16 protein-coding genes are annotated in these 18,758 nt (G+C 72.4%); 4 read left to right on the top strand and 12 right to left on the bottom strand.

The features are described from left to right. The 3 genes from smc to BG482_RS36500 form a co-directional block, all read right to left on the bottom strand. Positions 1-2,584: chromosome segregation protein SMC (smc, locus tag BG482_RS36510; protein ID WP_256096594.1), on the bottom strand; the 2,584-nt coding region annotated here is incomplete at its 3' end. A 255-nt stretch (positions 2,585-2,839) separates the two neighbouring features. Further along, on the bottom strand, positions 2,840-3,043 hold the full coding sequence (locus BG482_RS36505; protein ID WP_020128723.1) for a hypothetical protein: 204 nt from the start codon (positions 3,041-3,043) through the stop codon (positions 2,840-2,842). 379 nt (positions 3,044-3,422) lie between these two features. Continuing rightward, the gene (locus BG482_RS36500; RefSeq protein WP_069773514.1) at positions 3,423-3,704 is read right to left on the bottom strand and encodes an acylphosphatase; all 282 of its coding nucleotides are present in this window, start codon (positions 3,702-3,704) and stop codon (positions 3,423-3,425) included. A gap of 197 nt (positions 3,705-3,901) precedes the next feature. On the opposite strand from BG482_RS36500, the gene BG482_RS36495 reads away from it, so the two are divergent. Continuing rightward, entirely contained in the window at positions 3,902-5,065 is a 1,164-nt protein-coding gene (locus BG482_RS36495) for a CAP domain-containing protein (RefSeq protein ID WP_069773513.1), read from the top strand. Positions 5,066-5,108: 43 nt separating this feature from the next. Here the strand turns inward: BG482_RS36495 and BG482_RS36490 are convergent, their stop codons facing one another. Then, positions 5,109-5,714 (bottom strand): flavodoxin family protein, encoded by a 606-nt coding sequence (locus BG482_RS36490; RefSeq protein WP_069773512.1) that lies wholly within the window; start codon positions 5,712-5,714, stop codon positions 5,109-5,111. A 117-nt stretch (positions 5,715-5,831) separates the two neighbouring features. Here BG482_RS36490 and BG482_RS36485 point away from each other — a divergent pair, with 117 nt between their 5' ends. After that, positions 5,832-6,233 carry a helix-turn-helix domain-containing protein gene (locus BG482_RS36485; RefSeq protein ID WP_069773511.1) on the top strand — a complete coding sequence of 134 codons (402 nt, stop codon included), beginning with the start codon at positions 5,832-5,834 and terminating at the stop codon, positions 6,231-6,233. Here BG482_RS36485 and mutM read toward each other — a convergent pair. The 8 genes from mutM to recG form a co-directional block, all read right to left on the bottom strand. Then, positions 6,206-7,066: a bifunctional DNA-formamidopyrimidine glycosylase/DNA-(apurinic or apyrimidinic site) lyase gene (gene mutM / locus BG482_RS36480; RefSeq protein ID WP_069773510.1), complete on the bottom strand. Its 861-nt coding sequence runs from the start codon at positions 7,064-7,066 to the stop codon at positions 6,206-6,208. The genes BG482_RS36485 and mutM overlap by 28 nt on opposite strands. Before the next feature lie 89 nt (positions 7,067-7,155). Beyond that, entirely contained in the window at positions 7,156-7,974 is an 819-nt protein-coding gene (gene rnc / locus BG482_RS36475) for a ribonuclease III (protein ID WP_069773509.1), read from the bottom strand. Positions 7,975-7,993: 19 nt separating this feature from the next. Next, positions 7,994-8,167, bottom strand: coding sequence for a 50S ribosomal protein L32 (gene rpmF, locus BG482_RS36470; protein WP_007493396.1), 174 nt, complete (start codon positions 8,165-8,167; stop codon positions 7,994-7,996). 2 nt (positions 8,168-8,169) lie between these two features. After that, positions 8,170-8,823, bottom strand: a complete 654-nt coding sequence (locus BG482_RS36465; protein WP_069773508.1) for a DUF177 domain-containing protein — start codon at positions 8,821-8,823, stop codon at positions 8,170-8,172. Positions 8,824-8,996: 173 nt separating this feature from the next. Beyond that, positions 8,997-10,094 carry an ATP synthase F0 subunit B gene (locus tag BG482_RS36460; protein WP_069773507.1) on the bottom strand — a complete coding sequence of 366 codons (1,098 nt, stop codon included), beginning with the start codon at positions 10,092-10,094 and terminating at the stop codon, positions 8,997-8,999. Between the two features lie 111 nt (positions 10,095-10,205). Then, a complete protein-coding gene (gene coaD / locus BG482_RS36455; RefSeq protein WP_069773506.1) occupies positions 10,206-10,685 on the bottom strand; it encodes a pantetheine-phosphate adenylyltransferase in 480 nt (159 codons plus the stop codon). A gap of 26 nt (positions 10,686-10,711) precedes the next feature. Next, positions 10,712-11,296 (bottom strand): 16S rRNA (guanine(966)-N(2))-methyltransferase RsmD, encoded by a 585-nt coding sequence (gene rsmD, locus BG482_RS36450; RefSeq protein WP_069773505.1) that lies wholly within the window; start codon positions 11,294-11,296, stop codon positions 10,712-10,714. 160 nt (positions 11,297-11,456) lie between these two features. Further along, positions 11,457-13,685: an ATP-dependent DNA helicase RecG gene (recG, locus tag BG482_RS36445; RefSeq protein ID WP_069773504.1), complete on the bottom strand. Its 2,229-nt coding sequence runs from the start codon at positions 13,683-13,685 to the stop codon at positions 11,457-11,459. Positions 13,686-13,851: 166 nt separating this feature from the next. On the opposite strand from recG, the gene BG482_RS36440 reads away from it, so the two are divergent. Together BG482_RS36440 and BG482_RS36435 are read left to right on the top strand one after the other, a co-directional pair. After that, the gene (locus BG482_RS36440; RefSeq protein WP_079142598.1) at positions 13,852-15,714 is read left to right on the top strand and encodes an HSP90 family protein; all 1,863 of its coding nucleotides are present in this window, start codon (positions 13,852-13,854) and stop codon (positions 15,712-15,714) included. Continuing rightward, positions 15,707-18,757 (top strand): hypothetical protein, encoded by a 3,051-nt coding sequence (locus BG482_RS36435; protein WP_069773502.1) that lies wholly within the window; start codon positions 15,707-15,709, stop codon positions 18,755-18,757. The genes BG482_RS36440 and BG482_RS36435 overlap by 8 nt, the downstream gene beginning before the upstream one ends. Position 18,758 lies beyond the last annotated feature (1 nt).

Here is an 18,758-nt window from a genome sequence, read left to right as displayed (position 1 = left end):
TCCCACGACCAGGCAGTGATGGCCCGTGCCCGGGCCGGTGGTGCCGACGGACGCGGCGCGCCCGATGAGCGAGTTGCGCAGTCCGCGCCCGCCGCTGCTCGGCACGCGCGCGTGCCTCGCGTTCCGTCCGCGCGGCCCGGTCCAGCGAGTCGGCCCGCCCGGCCAGCCCCCTGACCCGCTCCTCGTGGGTGCGGACCTGCAGCCGCGCCTCCATCTCGGTCTGCCGGGCGTTCGCCCCGTCCGCCGCGAGCCGGTCCCGCACGGAGGTGTCGGGCTCCTCCTCGACCGGCATCTCCTCGGCGACGGCCAGCCGTTCGGCCAGTTCCTCGGCCTCCTCGACGGCCCGTTCCAGCGCGTCCTGCGCCCGCGCCGCGGCCGCCGTGGACCGTTCGGCCTCACCGGCGGCGCCCCGCGCCTGTCCCGCCAGCCGCCCCAACTGCTGGGCCACGGACGACTTCTCCCGGTCGGCGGCCCGCCGCCGCTCCCCCAACTCCTCGACGAGCGCGGCGCACTCCTTGCGCCGCTCCCCGGCCGCGCTCTGCTCCCGCGCCAGCCGCTCACACCGCACCGCCAGCTCCTCCAGCTCGGCGGCGGCCTCGTCGACCGACGCCTGCACCTCCAGCAGACTGGGCGCCCCGGCCGACCCGCCGTGCGCGAAGTGCGCGCCCAGCAGATCACCCTCGGCCGTGACGGCGACCAGATCGGGACGGCCGTAGACGAGCTCCTCGGCGTCCTCCAGAGTGCCGACGACGACGATGCCGCGCAGCAGCCGGCGCACGGCGGGCATCAGCTCGGCGGGACCCCGGACCAGGTCGGCGGCGCGGGGCGGCCCGTCGCCGCGCTGTTCCCCGGAGGGAACCTCCGGAGCACCGCTCAGCAGCAGCGCGGCGCGGCCCGCGTCCTGCTTGCGCAGCAGGCGGATCGCCTCGGCCGCCGACGCGGGCGTCGTCACCGCGATCGCGTCCGCCGCCGCCCCGAAGGCCGCCGCGAGGGCGACCTCGTGTCCCGGGGTCACCGTGAGCAGCTCGGCGGCCGGGCCCAGCAGACCGCTCATGCGGTCGCGCGCGCCGAGCAACGCGCCGGTGCCGTCCTTGCGCCGCAGCCCCAGCGCCAGGGCGTCACGACGGGCCTGGGTCGCGGCGCGACTGCGTTCGGCCGCCGTGGTCGCCTCCCGGGCCGCGGTGAGGGCGGCCTCCGCCTCGGCGAGCTGCCGCCTGGCCGTCTCGTGCCGCTCCCCCAGTTCGTGATCGCCGGCGTCGAGGCCGTCGACCTCCGCCTTCAGCGTCTCGTACTCCTCCTGCGCGGCCACGGCGCGTTCCTGCGCCTCGTCCCGGGCCGCGGCCAGTCGGTCGATCTCGGCCTGGGCGGACGCGGCGCGCGAGCGGGCGGCGTTGACCTGCCCGTTCAACCGGGCCAGTCCCTCGCGGCGGTCGGCGATGGACCGGGCCACGTCCTTCAGACGGCGTTCCTCGACGGCGAGCTCCCGCTCCAGGTCGGCACGGTGGGCGACGGTGTCGTCCAGGGCGTGCTGGGCCGCTTCGAGGGCGGCCTCCAGCTCGGCCTCCTGCTCACGGACCCGGGCGGCCTCGCGCTCCATGTCCTCGGGGTCGCGACCGCGCCGCTCCTCGGGGGGCGCCGAGGTGGCGCTCTTCACCCGCGCGTCGGCGAGCGAGATCGTGCCGCGGACGCGTTCGGCGAGCTGGGACAGCTCGTACCAGGTCTGCTGGGCGCGCTGCAGCCGTGGCGTCAGCCGGCGGACCTCGTCCTCCAGGAGGGCCTCGCGCTGCAGCGCCTTGCGCAACTCCTGCTCCGCGGCCTCCTTGCGCTCCTTCAGGGCGGCCTCGTCGGCGATCTCGCCGCGCAGGGCCTCCCGCAGCCGTACGAGATCGTCGGCGAGGAGACGCAGCCGGGCGTCGCGCAGATCGGCCTGGATGACGGCGGCCCGGCGGGCGACGGCTGCCTGCCGGCCGAGGGGCTTGAGCTGACGCCGCAGTTCGTCGGTGAGGTCCTGCACGCGCGCGAGGTTGGCCTGCATCGCGTCCAGCTTGCGCAGCGCCTTCTCCTTGCGCTTGCGGTGCTTGAGGACGCCCGCGGCCTCCTCGATGAAGGCACGCCGTCCCATCGGGTCGGCGTGCAGGACGGAGTCGAGCTGGCCCTGGCCGACGATGACGTGCATCTCGCGGCCGATGCCGGAGTCGGACAGCAGGTCCTGGATGTCGAGAAGGCGGCAGGTGTCGCCGTTGATCTGGTATTCGCTGCCGCCGTTGCGGAACATGATCCGCGTGATGGTGACCTCGGCGTACTCGATGGGCAGCGCCCCGTCGGAGTTGTCGATGGTCAGGGACACCTCGGCGCGGCCCAGCGGCGGGCGCCCGGTGGTGCCCGCGAAGATGACGTCCTCCATCTTGCCGCCGCGCAGCGACTTGGCGCCCTGCTCCCCCATGACCCAGCTGAGCGCGTCCACCACATTGGACTTGCCCGAGCCGTTCGGACCGACCACGCAGGTGATGCCCGGTTCGAACCGGAGCGTGGTCGCCGAGGCGAACGACTTGAATCCCCGGAGGGTCAGGGCCTTGAGGTGCACGGCGCTGGACTCTACCTTCCGGGGGTGTCTCACTCCATGAACCCGCGGTTTCACCCATGAACGCGCAGGGCACACCAAACGTTAAGAGACTGAAAGGGTGCGTGGGGGAACCATCGGCGGGGGCCACGGAAGCGGCAGGAAAGAAAGAAGGGACGCCGAATCGGCGTCCCTTGCAAACTCTGACAACTTAGCGGTCCGACGCGGTTGGTGTGTGCCGCCCGACCACTGCGATGCCGTTGTACAGCGGTGCAGCGATCAGGTGAGCGCAGGCTCCGCCTGGCGTGCGTCGATGCTCTCCAGAAGCGATTCGTGAGAAGCGGCAGCCGTCAGCGCGTCGTTCTCGGCCTGGATCCGTCCGAGCTCGGATTCCAGATCTTGTACACGCTGCTGGAGCCGTCGCATCTCGGCGAGGAGCCGCGGGTCGGAGCCGCCGACGTAACCGAGAAGCGCCTTTGCCATGATGGATGGTCCTCCACAATGAGTGACCGACCGAAGCGGTGTGGGTCGTGAGGGATTCGCACCCGCGGTGCTTGGCGGGATCTTGTTCGTCCTGCTGTTCATCCATGCCAAACAGCTGAGGTGCGCGGGGTGCTTTCAGCGTCTCACCAAAAAGTTTGACGGTCAACACGATCACGCCCCGTATTGGCGGGCAACCCGGTGGCACGCGGCCGTCACGGCGGCGCTGCGGCTCCTGCGGGGCCCTGGAGGCGTGGCGATCATCCTTGCGTGCGGAGCCTGCCACTGCAAGCGATTCTTGGCAACCACCTGCCGCTTTCCCTTTCCGGCAACTGCCGGTGGCACATCCCCCCGCTTCCGCGGGCTGCCTCACGCGCATTCCTCAGCGGATCGCGAAGCCGTCGTAGCCGCCGCGCGGTGTGTCCCATATCTCGGTGACGCCGTCGACGCGCCCGGGCGTGTCGTCGCCGAGGAGCCAGCCGAGCAGTCCCTCGCAGCCCTCGCGGCGGCCCTCGGCGACCACCTGGACCCGTCCGTCGGCCAAATTGAGAGCAAAACCACTCAGGCCGCCGATCTCCAACGCCTTCGCCCGCGTGAACCAGCGGAATCCCACGCCCTGGACGTGTCCGCGCACCCAGGCGACCAGCCGTACATCCTCGCTCATGGGTGCAACCTAACCGGGCAAAGTCTCTCGGGGCACTTCCTCCCCGGGCGCCATGAGGTACCGTCCCCACCCAACGATTCTCAGATGAAACTCACTCGATCGGGTGAGTCCGGTCGACCAGAGGGAGCAGGAGGCGCGCGACGCCCCGGGCCCCGGCCGACCGTGGGGAAACACCGCTTGGACTGGAAGGCAAGGACATGGGACGCCACCGACGCTCCGCCGCCGGCCGCGCCGCCACGAGCCGCGCCACGGGGGTCACACAGACGCACGGCTCGCACGCGGACGGTCACACCCCGCAGGACCGTTACGGCAGCGACCGCCCCACGATGGGCATCGCGCCGTACCTGAACCCCGAGGCCTACGCCGACTCCGTGGCCCGCAGCCAGGAGTACCTGTTCGCCATGCACGACGAGCACGCGCGTGCCGACACCGCCGTGTTCCCGGCCGGCGGCTTCGCTCCCGGCGGCAGGGTCCCGCGCCCGGGTTCGGGCCGGGACGGCTCGGGCCGCCGTCGCAAGAAGCGGGTCGTCACGCCGGTGAAGACGGGCCTGCTCGGCGTGTCCGCCGCGGTCGCCCTGGGCACCGTCGCGGTGGCCACGGGCGTGGTGCCGGGTCTCGACAGCTACCGGCTCGGCGGCGGCAACGGCCCCGCCGACAAGGTGCAGGCCGCGGGCTCGCCGACCAACTCGGCCGCCGAGCAGGGCGGCACGTCCGGCTCCGCCGAGTCCGACCGCGGCTCCGCGTCGACCAGCCGTCACGCCGGCCGGCCCGCGTCGCCGTCCGCCTCCACGGCCTCCGCGTCCCCCTCCGCCTCCACCTCCGCGCCCTCGGCCTCGGCCTCGGCCTCGCCGAGCAAGACGGCCACCGAGAAGCCGCAGGCCACGCCCTCGAAGCCGGCGCAGAAGCCGCAGAGCACGCCGTCCAGGTCGAAGCCGGCCACCAAGGCGCCGCAGCGCGCCGAGACGCCGGTGACGGTCTCGGCCGAGACCCAGGCGGCGGCCGAGGTGCTGAGCCTCGTCAACGAGGAGCGGGCCAAGGTCGGCTGCAGCGCCCTCTCGGCGAACAGCGCGCTGTCGGACCTCGCCGAGAAGTTCAGCGACGACATGGCCGCGCGAGGCTTCTTCGACCACACCGACCCGGACGGGGCGAGCCCCTGGGACCGGGCGGCCAAGGCCGGCATATCCGACCTCGGCGGCGAGAACATAGCCCGCGGCCAGGCCGACGCGGCCGCGGTCATGGCGGCCTGGATGAACAGCCCCGGCCACAGGGCCAACATCCTGAACTGCGACTTCAAGACCCTCGGCGTCGGCGTCCACCTCGGCCCCGGCGGCCCCTGGTGGACGCAGGACTTCGGCTACTGAGGCTCCCGCCGCCCCGCGCCGGCCGGTTCTGCAGCAGAAACGATCAAGCGGCCTGGGTGCGGCCGGCCAGGAAGGTCCTCGCCGTCTCGGCGACCCTGCGGCCCAGGTGTTCCGCCGTCGCGACGTCGGCCTTGTGCACGGCGTCCGGACCCTCGTCGACGTTGGTCTGCGCGGCCGCGCCGAGGAACACGCCGAGTCGGTTGAGGTCGTTCTCGGAGCCGGTGGAGCTGTTCCAGCCGGGCAGCAGACCGAGGTTGACCCAGTGCATGCCGAGCTGTGCGGCCAGGATCTGGAAGAACTGCAGCGTGTGCAGCTTGTCCCCGCTCTTGGAACCGGAGTTGGTGAACCCGGCGGCCAGCTTGTCCTTCCAGGCCTGGGTGGCCCAGCGGGCGGAGGTCGCTTCCGCGAAGGCGTGGAACGCGCCCGACGCGGTGCCCATGTAGGTGGGCGAGCCGAAGACGATCGCGTCCGAGCCGTCGAGCCGGGTCCACTGCTCCTCGGTGATCTCGTCGACCTTGATCAGGTGCACCTCGGCGCCGGCGTCGACGGCTCCCGCGCGCACGGCCTCGGCGAGGACGGCGGTGTGGCCGTAGCCGGAGTGGTAGGCGACCGAGATGACAGGGACGGCCGGGACGGCAGAGGGGGACATGCTCACTCCTCGTGGACAGAGCTGCGAGCCAGCTCATGGGCAGTGACTGAAGGAAAGCACTAACTTCTAGTTAGTGCAACCTACCGGTTAGCGCTGCCTTGGAGTACGCTCCCGCTTATGACCATCACCCAGGTGGGCGCGGAGGACCGCGACCTCCCGTTCAACGTGTTCGCCAAGGCCTGCCCCTCGCGCGGCACGCTGGAGCACATCACCGGCCGTTGGGGCGGGCTCACGCTCGGCGCGCTGTACGAGGGCTCGCTCCGGTTCAACGAGCTGCGTCGCCGGGTCGACGGCGTGAGCGAGAAGATGCTGTCCCAGACGCTGCACGCCCTGGAACGCGACGGGCTGGTGCACCGCGAGGCGCAGCCCACCAACCCGCCCCGCGTGGACTACGAACTGACCCCGCTCGGGCGCGAGGTGGCCGAACGGCTGCTCAGTCTGATCCACCACCTGGAAGGGCGGATGGACGACGTCCTCGCGGCCCGCGAGCGTTACGACGGTATGCGCGGCGGCGTCTGACACTTCGGGCAGAAGTAGCTGGACCGGTTCATCCACGGACGCCGGCGCATGGGCGTGCCGCACCGCTTGCACGGCAGTCCCTCGCGCCCGTAGGCGTCCAGCGACCGGTCGAAGTAGCCGGATTCGCCGTTGACGTTGACGTACAGGCTGTCGAAGCTGGTGCCGCCGACGGCCAGCGCCGCGTTCATCACGTCCCGGACGTGGCCCAGGAGTTCGCGCGTGCGCGGACGGGTGAGGTTCCCCGTCGGGCGGTCGTAGTGCAGCCGGGCCCGCCACAGGGCCTCGTCCGCGTAGATGTTGCCGACGCCGCTGATCAGCGACTGGTCGAGCAGGGCCCGCTTGATCGTGGTGCGCTTGCGTCGCAGGGCCTGGTGGAACGCCTCGTCGTCGAACAGCGGGTCGAGGGGGTCGCGGGCGATGTGCGCGATGACGTCCGGCAGGCCGTCCGGGGTGGTGTCGTGCAGGGACAGGCCGCCGAAGGTGCGCTGGTCCACGAAGCGCAGCTCGGTGTCCACCTCGTCGGCGAACCGCACCCGGACGCGCAGATGCTTCTCGTCGGGGGCCTCGTGCGGCTGGACCAGAAGCTGACCGCTCATGCCGAGGTGGGCCAGCACCGCCAGGGGGGAGTCCTCCAGCGGCAGCCACAGGTACTTGCCGCGCCGGCTGGGGGTTCCGACGCGATGGCCCGTGAGGCGCTGCGCGAAGTCGTCGCCGCCGGCGATGTGCCGGCGCACGGCGCGCGGGTGCAGCACCTCGGCGTCGGCCACCGTGCGATGGGCGACCCACCGCTCCAGACCGCGCCGGACGACCTCGACCTCGGGCAACTCGGGCATGGGATCCCCCGTACGGAACGCCCGCCTCCCTGCGGGGGCGGGCGCTCGTCTCGTACTGCTGTTCTACTGTGTCGCTGCTGCTGTGCCGGTCAGGCGGAGGCGGACTCGGGGTCCGGCGTGCTGCCTTCGGCGGCCTGGACGGCCTGAGCCGTCTGCTCCGCCTTGGCGCGCTCGTCCGCCGCGGCCCGGATGGACCGCCACGCGGACTCGGCGGCCTGCTGCTCCGCCTCCTTCTTGCTGCGGCCGGTGCCGGTGCCGTACGAGACGCCTCCGACGCGGGCGGCAGCAGTGAAGGTCTTCTCGTGGTCGGGACCGGTCTCCGTGACCAGGTACTCGGGGACGCCGAGCCCTTCGGTCGCGGTGAGCTCCTGGAGACTGGTCTTCCAGTCCAGGCCGGCACCGAGGTTGGAGGACTTCTCGATCAGCGGGTCGAACAGGCGGTGCACCAGTTCGGAGGCCGCTTCGAGGCCCTGGTCGAGATAGACCGCGCCGATCACCGCTTCCAGGGTGTCGGCGAGGATGGACGCCTTGTCCCGGCCGCCCGTGCCCTCTTCGCCCCGGCCGAGCCGGATGAAGGAGCCCAGGTCGAGGCCACGGCCGACCTCCGCCAGCGCACGTGAGTTGACCACCGCGGCCCGAAGCTTGGCCAGCTGGCCTTCGGGCAGGTCGGGGTGGGTGCGGTACAGCGTGTCCGTGACGACGAGGCCGAGCACGGAGTCCCCGAGGAACTCCAGCCGCTCGTTCGTCGGCAGACCGCCGTTCTCGTACGCGTAGGAACGGTGGGTCAGTGCACGCACCAGAAGGGCGGACTCGAGCTGATAGCCGAGCCGCCCTTCCAGAAGCGTGTGGGACGAGGCTGTGGTGTCCGCCTTTTTCTTGGCGGTCGTGTCCGCCTTGGCGTCAGACATGGAGCCTCTCACCAGCCGCTCAGACCTCGAGGACCTGGCGCTTGTTGTAGGTGCCGCAAGACGGGCACGCAATGTGCTGCAGCTTGGGCTCGTGGCAGCGCTCGCACGCAACCAGGGTGGGGACCGCAGCCTTCCACTGCGACCGGCGGTGGCGCGTGTTGCTGCGCGACATCTTCCGCTTCGGAACAGCCACGGCTACTTCTCCTGCTTCTCGTCGGCGGGCGCTGATCGAGGCACGCCGCCGCTCATCTCGTCCTTCTCGCCGTCTTCGAGTGAACCGGCGAGTCCCTGCAGTGCCGCCCAACGGATGTCGGTGGCGTCATGGTTGTGCCCCGGGTCGTCCGCCAGCCGGGCTCCGCACTGGGAGCACAGGCCGGGGCAGTCGTCCTGGCACACCGGCTGCATCGGCAGTGCGAGCACCACCGCATCACGCAGCACGGGCTCGAGGTCGAACAGGCCGTCCTCGAGAAAGAGCCTGTCCTCGTCTTCCTCGGCGTCGTCGGCCGGCTCCGCTTTCACACGGCCCCGGTCGTCGGCGTCAGGGTACGAGAACATCTCCTGGAACTCCGCTTCGAGATCAAGCTCGAGCGGCTCCAGACACCTTACGCACTCCCCCTCGGCCTGTGCACGGGCGGTGCCTGTGACGAGCACCCCTTCCATGACCGACTCGAGTCGGAGTTCGAGCTCCACCGGAGCGCCTTCCGGCACGCCGATGACTCCCAGGATCCCGAGATCCTTGGGAGCGTCGATCTCACGGGTCAGGCGCTGCAGCGCGCCAGGACGCCGCCCCAGCTCGTGTGTGTCGAACACAAGAGGGTTGCGGTGGTCGAGGCGGGCGTTCAGGGCCATTCCTGCTTTCGATCTTCGAGCTCAATGAGGGCCGCTGCCCTCGGTGCTGCGGGCAGCGGCGATCGCGGGCGTATACGAAGACAGCGAAGCGCACACGCGACCGAAGAGCCAGGATACTAAAGCTTTCGTCCACAGCCCAATCGGGTGGGCGCGACGACGTTCCTCCAGGGTTCCTACAGGCCGCGTTCCTGCTCGTACGCGCGCAACTGCTCGGCGCTGATCATGCCGGTGTCGAAGAGGCTGGTCTCGTCCAGGGCGTACCCCTGCTGAGCCTGCTGCTGCGGCTGCTGCTGTGCCTGCTGGGTCTGCTGGGCGGCCTGGTGGGGGTCGTAGGGGGCCTGCGCGCTGTTGTCGTAGCCGTACGCGTAGGGGTCCGCCTGCTGGTAGCCGTAGGCGTCCTGCTGACCGTAGGTCTGCTGTTCCTGCTGCTGGTAGCCGTAGGGGTCCGTCGGCTGCGCGTAGCCGTCCGCCGCCTGCTGGTAGCCGTAGACCGGCTGCGGTTCCCGCTGTTCGTACGGCTGCTGGACGGGCTGTCCGGCGATCGCGTCCTGCTCCGCGAGGGCGGTCAGGTCGGCGAGGTAGTCGGCGTCGGAGGAGTGCTGGAACGTCGTCGTGTCGCCGGCGAGGGCGCCGAGGTCGTCCGTGGCGATGCGGCCGTGCAGCTTCTGGCGGCCGCGGCCGACCGCCTCCAGGGTCTTGGCGAGGACCGCCTCGAAGGCGCCCAGCTTGGTGTCGACGTAGGCGTCGGCGTCACGGCGCAGGGTGGCGGGGTCGTGGCTGCGCTCGGGGGCGTCCTCGTCCTCATAGCCGTTCTCGTCGACGCCCGGGCCGGTGCCGAGGAGCTTCTCGCGACCCCGGCCGACCGAGCCGAGCGTCTTGGTGAGGACGACCTCGAAGTTCGCGAGCTTGGAGTCGACGTAGTCGTCGGCCTCGGCGCGGACCTCCTCGGCCTCCTTGCGGGCCTCGGCGAGGATGCGGTCGGCCTCGGCCTGGGAGCGGCGGGCGATCTCGGTGTCGGAGATCAGGGAGCCGCGTTCGGCGTGCGCGGTGGAGATGATCCGCTCGGCCTCCTGGCGGGCCTGCTCGACCATCTGCTCACGGCCGCCGATCAGCTCCTCGGCCTGGGCCAGCGAGTCGGGCAGGGCCGCGCGCACCTCTTCGAGCAGGGCGAGCAGGTCCGCGCGGTTGACCACGCACGAGGCCGACATCGGCATCGACCGGGCACTGGAGACCGCCGTGACGATCTCGTCGAGCTTCTTCTGCACGTCCACCGGTTGCTCGCCACTCTCTACAGCTGGGTTGGAGACGGACGGGACGACTGTACGGCCACGGGGTGTCCGGCGGACACCGGATGACGGACCGTCAGGAGACCCCGTTCGACGTCAGTCCCGCCGAAGGCGCTCGCCGAGCGCCTCGAGGACCAGCGGGGGCACCAGGTGGGAGACGTCGCCGCCCCAGGTGGCGACCTCCTTGACCAGCGAGGAGGAGAGGAAGCTGTAGGTGGGGTTGGTCGGCACGAACAGCGTCTCGACGCCCGAGAGGCCGTTGTTCATCTGAGCCATCTGCAGCTCGTAGTCGAAGTCGCTGACCGCGCGCAGTCCCTTGACGATGGCCGGGATCTCGCGCTGCTTGCAGAAGTCGACGAGGAGGCCGTGGAAGGCCTCGACGCGGACGTTGCCGTACTCGGCCGTGACCCGGCGGATCAGGTCGATCCGCTCGTCGATCTCGAACAGGCCCTTCTTCGACTTGTTGATCATGACCGCGACATAGACCTCGTCGTACAGACGGGAGGCGCGGGAAATGATGTCGAGGTGTCCGTTGGTGATCGGGTCGAACGACCCGGGACAGACGGCACGGCGCACTTGTGTTCCCTCGCTCTCCGGTCCGGTCATCGCGCGTCTTCGCACGTAGAGGCGGCGCGACCGTACCAAAACGTTCCCTCGCCGTAACGACGGGCCCGGAGCGCTTCGAAGCCGTCCGGCCAGTGGAACTCCCCGCCTCTGGTGCTGCGCTCCACGGTGACGAGGGCATCGGCCGCTAGCCAGCCCCCCGAGCGGAGTGTGAGCAGAATCTCGCGAAGATCGTCGTCAGAGACGGCGTACGGGGGGTCGAGGAAGGCGAGGTCGTACGGTGCGGCGGGCTCGTCCTGGACGACCTGCCGGGCCTTGCCCGCGCGGACCTCCGCGCCGGGCAGGCCGAGGGCCTTCACGTTCTCCCGGATGGTGCGGGCGGCACGGGCGTCCGCCTCGACCAGGAGGGTGTGGCTCGCGCCGCGCGAGAGGGCCTCCAGACCGACGGCGCCGGAGCCGGCGTACAGATCGAGGACGCGCTCGCCGTCCAGGGGGCCGCCGAGAAGCGACTGCCAGGTGGAGAAGAGACCTTCGCGGGCGCGGTCGGAGGTGGGACGGGTGCCGTTCCCCGGCGGCACGGCCAGGCGACGTCCGCCTGCTGCGCCAGCGATCACGCGGGTCATCTCGGGTCCTTGTTCGGCAGCGGTTACGGGTCCAGTCTGGCAGGCGCGGGCGTGAGGGGCCGTGCCGGTCGTGGACGACCGCGGTCGCGCACCCTCGGGCCGGTCGCGACGGCGGCCGGGCGACGGACGCGGCCCTGCGGCCCCCGTCGGCCGCAGCCGTTCAGCCCTTCTCCAGGTATTGCTCCCTCTCCTCGTCCAGGAGGGCGTCCAGGGCCGTCCGCAGGCCCGGGTAGGCGCTGAGCTCCGGGTCCGCCGCGACCACCGCCACGGCCTCCTGCCTGGCCTCCGCGATGACCTCCTCGTCCTCGATCACGGCGAGCACGCGCAGCGAGGTGCGGGCGCCGGACTGGGCCTGGCCGAGGACGTCGCCCTCGCGGCGCTGTTCCAGGTCGATGCGGGAGAGCTCGAAGCCGTCGAGGGTGGTGGCGACGGCGGTGAGCCGCTGCCGGGCCGCGCTCGCCTCCGGCATCTCGCTGACCAGGAGGCACAGGCCCGGGGCCGAGCCACGGCCCACCCGGCCGCGCAGCTGGTGGAGCTGGGAGACGCCGAAGCGGTCGGCGTCCATGATCACCATCGCGGTGGCGTTGGGGACGTTGACGCCGACCTCGATGACGGTCGTGGCGACCAGGACGTCGGTGTCCCCGGCGGCGAAGCGGCGCATCACGGCGTCCTTGTCGTCGGGGTGCATCCGGCCGTGCAGCACTTCCACGGTCAGCCCGCTCAGCGGGCCCTTCGCCAGCTGCTCGGCCACCTCCAGGACCGCGAGCGGCGGGCGCTTCTCCGCCTCGTCCTCGGCGGACTTCCCGCGGCCGGCCTTCTTCGCGTCGGCCGGTTCGTCGCCGTCGTCGCCGATGCGCGGGCAGACGACGTAGGCCTGGTGGCCGGCCGCCACCTCCTCGCGCACGCGCTCCCACGCGCGCGCCAGGAAGTGGGGTTTGTCGGCGGCCGGGACGACATGGCTGGCGATGGGCGAGCGGCCGGCCGGGAGCTGGTCGAGGACGGAGGTCTCCAGGTCGCCGAAGACGGTCATGGCGACGGTGCGCGGGATGGGCGTGGCCGTCATGACGAGCAGGTGCGGGGGCTGTTTGCCCTTGCCTCGCAGGGCGTCGCGCTGTTCGACGCCGAAGCGGTGCTGCTCGTCGACCACGACCAGGCCGAGGTCGTGGAACTGGACCTTGTCCTCGATCAACGCGTGCGTGCCGATCACGATGCCGGCCTCCCCGGTGACCAGGTCCAGCAGGGCCTGGCGGCGGGCGGCCGCGCCCATCGAGCCGGTCAGCAGCACGACCTTGGTGGCCAGCTCCGAGCCGCCGAGCATGCCCCCCTCGGCGAGGTCGCCCATCATCTCGACGACGGAGCGGTGGTGCTGCTGGGCGAGGACCTCGGTGGGCGCGAGCAGGGCGGCCTGTCCGCCCGCGTCGACCACGGCGAGCATGGCGCGCAGGGCGACCAGGGTCTTGCCCGAACCCACCTCTCCCTGGAGCAGCCGGTGCATCGGGTGGTCCGTGGCCAGGTCGTCGAAGATCTCCTTGGAGACCTTCTGCTGCCCCTCGGTGAGGGTGAAGGGGAGGCGGGCGTCGAAGGCGGTGAGGAGGCCGTCGGGGGCGGGCCTGCGGGGGACGGCCGGGAGTTGGGCGTCGGCGTGCCGGCGGCGGGCCAGGGCGACCTGGAGGACGAACGCCTCGTCCCACTTCAGGCGGGCCCGGGCGTCGGCGATGTCGGCCTTGGTGTGCGGGCGGTGGATCTTCAGCAGGGCCTCGGGGAGGGAGACCAGGCCGCGGCCCTCGCGCAGGGAGTCGGGGAGGGGGTCGACGGCGTCCCGCGCGTCGGGCAGGACGGTCTGGATCGCCTTGCCGATCTTCCAGGACTCCATTTTGGCGGTGGCCGGGTAGAGCGGGATGAGGGCGCCGGCCCAGCTCTCGACGGACTCCTCGGTGTCGGCGCGCAGCAGTTCGTAGGCCGGGTGGGCCAGTTGGAGGCGGCGGTTGAAGACCGAGACCTTGCCCGAGAACATCGCGCGCGTGCCGGGCAGGAGCTCCTTGTGGGGCTTGTGCACGCCGCTGCCGAAGAAGACCAGCTGGAGGCGGCCGCTGCCGTCGGTGATGGTCACCTCCAGGCGCTGGCCCTTGCCCCGGGGGGCCTTGGCGGAGGCGAAGCTGTGCAGCCGGGCGTCGGCGACCTGGGCGACCACGGTGACGTGCTCGTCCATGGGGAGGTCGGCGAGGTGTGTGAGCTGACCGCGCTCCTCGTATCTGCGGGGGTAGTGGTGCAGGAGGTCGCCGACGGTGTGCAGGCCGAGGTGCTCGGCCATCACCTTCGCGGTGGCGGGGCCGAGCACTGACTTCAGCGGTCGTTCCAGTGGTTCGTTCAGCGCGGGCACGAGATCCATTGCACACCACGACACTGACATTGCCGTACAGGTGTCCCGAAACCCCTGGTCAGACGGCTCGTTCGGGCCCTAGGATGGCGCGCCCGGCCATCATCCGCGGTCACCGCCCCACCGGGACCGCCCGACCCCGCGCCGTGCTCCTTCCCCAGCCCGCGGCGCTGCAGCGATGGACTCCCAGACCTCACAGTCATCCCAGGCATCCCAGCAGCCTCATACGTTCCAGGTCGACCTGCGTGGCCTGGTGGACCTGCTGTCCCATCACCTCTACTCCAGTCCGAAGGTCTACCTGCGCGAGCTGCTGCAGAACGCGGTGGACGCCATCACCGCCCGGCGGGCCGAGGAGCCCGACGCCCCGGCGCGGGTGCGGCTGTTCGCGGCGGACGGCGGGCTCCGGGTGGAGGACTCCGGCGTCGGGCTCACCGAGGCCGACGTGCACAGCCTGCTGGCCACCATCGGGCGCAGCTCCAAGCGGGCCGAGGGTCTGCAGGACGTGCGTTCGGACTTCCTCGGGCAGTTCGGCATCGGGCTGCTGGCCTGTTTCGTGGTCGCCGAGCGGATCCGGGTGGTCAGCCGCAGCGCCCGTACGCCGGACGCGCCGCCCGTGGAGTGGACGGCGCGCGACGACGGCTCGTACACCGTGCGGACGCTGCCCCACGAGGAGCGCCCCGAGCCGGGCACCACCGTCCACCTGGTGGCACGGGCCGGCGCCGCGGAGTGGCTCGCCGAGCCGCGGGTGCTGGCGCTGGCCCGGGACTTCGGGTCGCTGCTGCCCTACGACGTCCGGGTCGGCGACGAGGCGGTCACCGATCTGCCCGCGCCCTGGGACCGCGCGTACCCCTCCCCCGCCAACCGGCGCGTGGCGCTGGCCCGGCACTGTCACGAGCTGTTCGGCTTCACACCGCTGGACGCGATCGAGCTGGACGTGCCGCTGGCGGGGATCCGCGGCGTGGCGTACGTGCTGCCGTCGGCGGTCAGCCCGGCGCAGCGCGGCGGTCACCGGGTGCATCTCAAGGGCATGCTGCTGACCGAGCGCGGCGAACAGCTCCTGCCCGACTGGGCGTTCTTCGTGCGCTGCGTGCTGGACACCGACAGCCTGCGCCCGACGGCCTCGCGGGAGTCGCTGTACGAGGACGAGACGCTGGCCGCCGTGCGCGAGGCGCTCGGCGGGCGGATCCGGTCCTGGCTGACGGGACTGGCCGCCGGCGATCCGGAGCGGCTCGCGGCCTTCCTGGCGGTGCACCACCTCGGTGTGAAGTCCCTGGCGCGGCACGACCAGGAGATGCTGCGCACGATGCTGCCGTGGCTGCCCTTCGAGACCACCGACGGGCGGCTGTCGCTGGAGGAGTTCGCCCAGCGCCACCCGGTGGTGCACTTCACCCGGACCGTGGAGGAGTACCGGCAGGTCGCGCCGATCGCGTCGGCGCAGGGCGTCGGGGTGGTCAACGGCGGTTACACGTACGACAGCGAGCTGGTGGAGGCGCTGCCCTCGGTGCGGCCGGGGACCGTGGTCGCCGAGCTGGACGCGGACACCGTGACCGCCCACCTGGACGGCGTCGACCCGGCCGACGAGCTGGCGCTGGCGGGTTTCCTGGCGGCCGCGCGGGCGAAACTGCACCCGCTGGGCTGCGACGTCGTCCTGCGGGCCTTCCACCCGCTGTCGGTGCCCGCGCTGCATCTCGACGATCGGGCGGCCCGGCACGAGCAGGCGCGCGCGCAGGCCGAGGAGCAGGCCGACGACCTGTGGGCGGGCATCCTGGGCTCGCTGCGCGGGAGCGCCCCGCGCGCGCGTCTGGTCCTCAACCATCTCAACCCGCTGATCCGGCGGATCGGTTCGCTGCACGATCCCGAGCTGATCGGCACGGCCACCGAGTCCCTGTACGGGCAGGCGCTGCTGATGGCGCAGCGGCCCCTGCGCCCGGCGGACTCGGCGCTGCTGAACCGGGCGTTCATCGGCCTTCTGGAATGGGCCACACATGGGGAGTCGGCCCAACGGGAGCCGACGGAGGGACGGGCGGCCGACGATGAGTGAGATCACCGACTTCGACTCCCTGCGCCGGGCGATGGCGGAGAACGGCGAGCAGCCGGAGGGGCCGGCCCGCAACGCGCGCGCGGAGCAGTTGCTGCTGGAGGCCGAGAAGCTGAAGATCCCGCTGGCCGTGATCGAGGCGCTCGGGCACCAGCTGAAGGTCTACAACTACAGCTCCGAGAAGGCGAAGATGTTCGTCCCGTTCGCGCGGCTGCTGCGCATGTGGGACGAGCGGCCCGAGGACTTCGACGCGTACGAGACGCATTCGCTGCACTGGGTCTTCAAGTGGATGTCGGCGGGGATGCTCGACCAGCCGCACGTGCCCTTGGCGTCGGTGGAGAAGTGGCTCGGCGAGATGGAGCACCGCTACCGCCTCGCCGGGCACTCCGAGCGGGCGGTGCGCAGCGCCGAGTTCAGCGTCGCCGCGCACGTGGGGGACGTGGAGCGGGCCGAGCGGGCTTTCGCCGCCTGGCTGGCCGCGGACCGGGACACCATGGCCGACTGCCACGCGTGCGAGCTGCACGGGCAGGGCTGGTGGGAGGCGGAGCGCGGCCGGGACGCCGAGGCGCTGAGGGTGTGGGCGCCGGTCCTGGAGGGCGAGTACTCGTGCGCGCACGAGCCGCACACCGTGCTCGCCTCGTCCCTGGTGCCGCTGTTGCGGCTGGGCCGCCCGGAGGAGGCCCGCGCCCACCATCTGCGCGGGTTCCGGCTGGTGCGGCCCATGGAGTCGATGCGGGGCGCCTACGCCGACCACGTCGAGTTCTGCGCGCTGACCGGTAACGAGGCGCGTGGTCTGGAACTGCTCGCGGAGCGGCCCGCGTACTTCACCGACGAGGGGCATCCGCGCAGCAAGCTGGAGTTCCTGAGCGTGGTGGTGCTGCTCATGGAGCGGCTGGCCGAGCTCGGGCTGGGCGGTCAGCGGGTGCCCGGGCCGGCCGGCCGGGAGTGGACCGCCGCCGAACTCGCGGACCATGCGCGCGCACAGGCGCTCGCGCTGGCCGCGCGCTTCGACGAGCGCAACGGCACGCGGCACGTCAGCGAGCGGGCACGCGCGCGGATGGCGCAGCGGCCCCTGGTGGAACGGCTTCCCCTGGGGGTACGGGCCGCGCGCCCGGTGTCCGCCGCGGCCGCGGCGACGCCCCCGGCGCAGGCTCCGGCTCCGGCTGTGGAGTCCGGTGAGCCGGAGCTGGCGGCTCTGCTGGTCGAGGCCCGGCGGCTGTCGGACACCCTCCAGCCGCACGCCGTAGAGGCATGGGCGCGGGTGGCCGAGGCGGCCGCGGGTTCGGAGGGCGTGGAGCTGGAGGCGCGTGACCGCGCGGAGATCGCCGACCACGAGGCGATCGGTCTCGGCGCGGAGGGCGCGGAGAGGTTCGAGCGGGCGGCCGAGCTGTACGCGCGGGCGGGCGACCCCGGGGAGGCTCTGGCGGCACGCGCGCGTGCCGCCTACGTGCGGGCGCTCGCCGGCGAGGTCGACGAGGCGGTCGCCGCGGTGGCCGGCCCCTACGACCGGGTCCTCGCCCTGTACGCCGACGGCGGCACGCAGGTGCCGCAGGCGGCAGGCGTGCTGATGGCGCGGGCCCGGATCCTGATGCGGCGCGTCCACGAGGCCGAGGGACCGGCGCAGGACGCCGTCCTGACGGCGGCGGAGGCGGCCGTGCGGGAGCTGCTGGCGCTGGTGGAGGGCCGGGCGGGAGACGACGTACGACTCGCCGCCCGGGTCGCCGAGGGCCACGCGATGCTCGCCGAGCTGGCGGTGCGGTCGGAGGATCCGGAAGAGGGCGTGGAGCTGTTCGCTCGGGCCGCGGACGAGTTCGTCGCGGCGGGCCTGCCGTGGTTCGCCGTGGAGTACGAGGCCCGGCTGGCCGGTATCGCCCACCAGCTGGACGACATGGTGGAGGCGGAGCGGGCGCTGCGGGCGGCGCTGGAGCACGGCGGACCGTTCCTGGAGGCGGTGGGCCGGGCTCAGCTGCATCTGCAGCTCGCCGAGGTGGTCGGGGGCCGGGGAGAGGCAGCCGAGGCCGCGGAACACGCCCTGGAGGCGGCGCACTGGGCCGACGAGGCGGGCGTGGGCCCGACCTTCGGCGCGTGGGCGCGGCACCAGCTCGGCGGATACCTGGTGCGGCAGGGCCGCTGGGCCGAGGCCGCGGAGGTGCTGGAGTCGGCGCTCGTGGACCTGAGCGCCGAGACGCACGGCGACGGCGCGGTCGTCCAGACGCAGTGGTGGCTGGGCGACTGTCTCAGCGAGCTCGGGGACCACCGGGACGCCGCGGAGCGGCGGCTGCAGGCCGCCGAGATCGCCCGGCACTGGCCCGAACAGCACGACCACGCGACCCTGGCGCACCTGGCCGCCGAGTCGCTCGGCCAGGCCGGCCTGCACGCCGAGGCGGACCGGGCCTACGCGCGCGCGGGCGCACTGTGGCGCGAGCTCGGCAACGTCCACGGCCTGGTCCGCTCGCTGCGGGCCCGCGCGTGGCTGGCGTTGCGCGCCGAGGACGGCACGGGCACGGCGCGCGACCTGATGGCGGCCGCCCTGGAGGAGTGCGCGGACGCGTTCGACGCGGCGCGCGACGACGAGGTGCGCCGGCGGCTCGTCGCCGAACTGGGGGACACCCACCGCCAGTTCGGGGATCTGCTGGCCCGCTCCGCCTCCGAGGATGCCGACGACGACTCGATCCGGGCCGCCCTGGACGAGGCGCTCTCCCAAATGGCCGAGGCCGTCGCGGTGTTCGTCGCCCTGGGCGACAGCGCCCTGCACGCCCGGACCGGCGCGGAGCTGGCGGCCGGTTGGCTGGAGAGCGACCTGGGGCGCCCGGCGGAGGCGGCGGCACGCGCGCGTGCGGTGCTGCGCTCCTACGCGGACGCGCAGACGCGCGCCGGGGCGGGCGCCGACGCCGAACACGGCCGGGACGGTGAACACGGTGAACTCGGTGAACTCGGTGGACACGGCGGCGACCGGGCCGGACAGGGCGAGGACGAGACGGCGCGGGCCCGGCGGGCCGAGGCGGAGCAGTTGTTGCAGGTGGCGGAGGAGCAGAAGGGCCACTGAA

It is taken from the genome of Streptomyces sp. LUP30 (genome assembly GCF_001746365.1).
In the GTDB taxonomy this organism is placed as follows: domain Bacteria; phylum Actinomycetota; class Actinomycetes; order Streptomycetales; family Streptomycetaceae; genus Streptomyces.
This window is presented reverse-complemented; position numbering and strand designations above follow the sequence as displayed.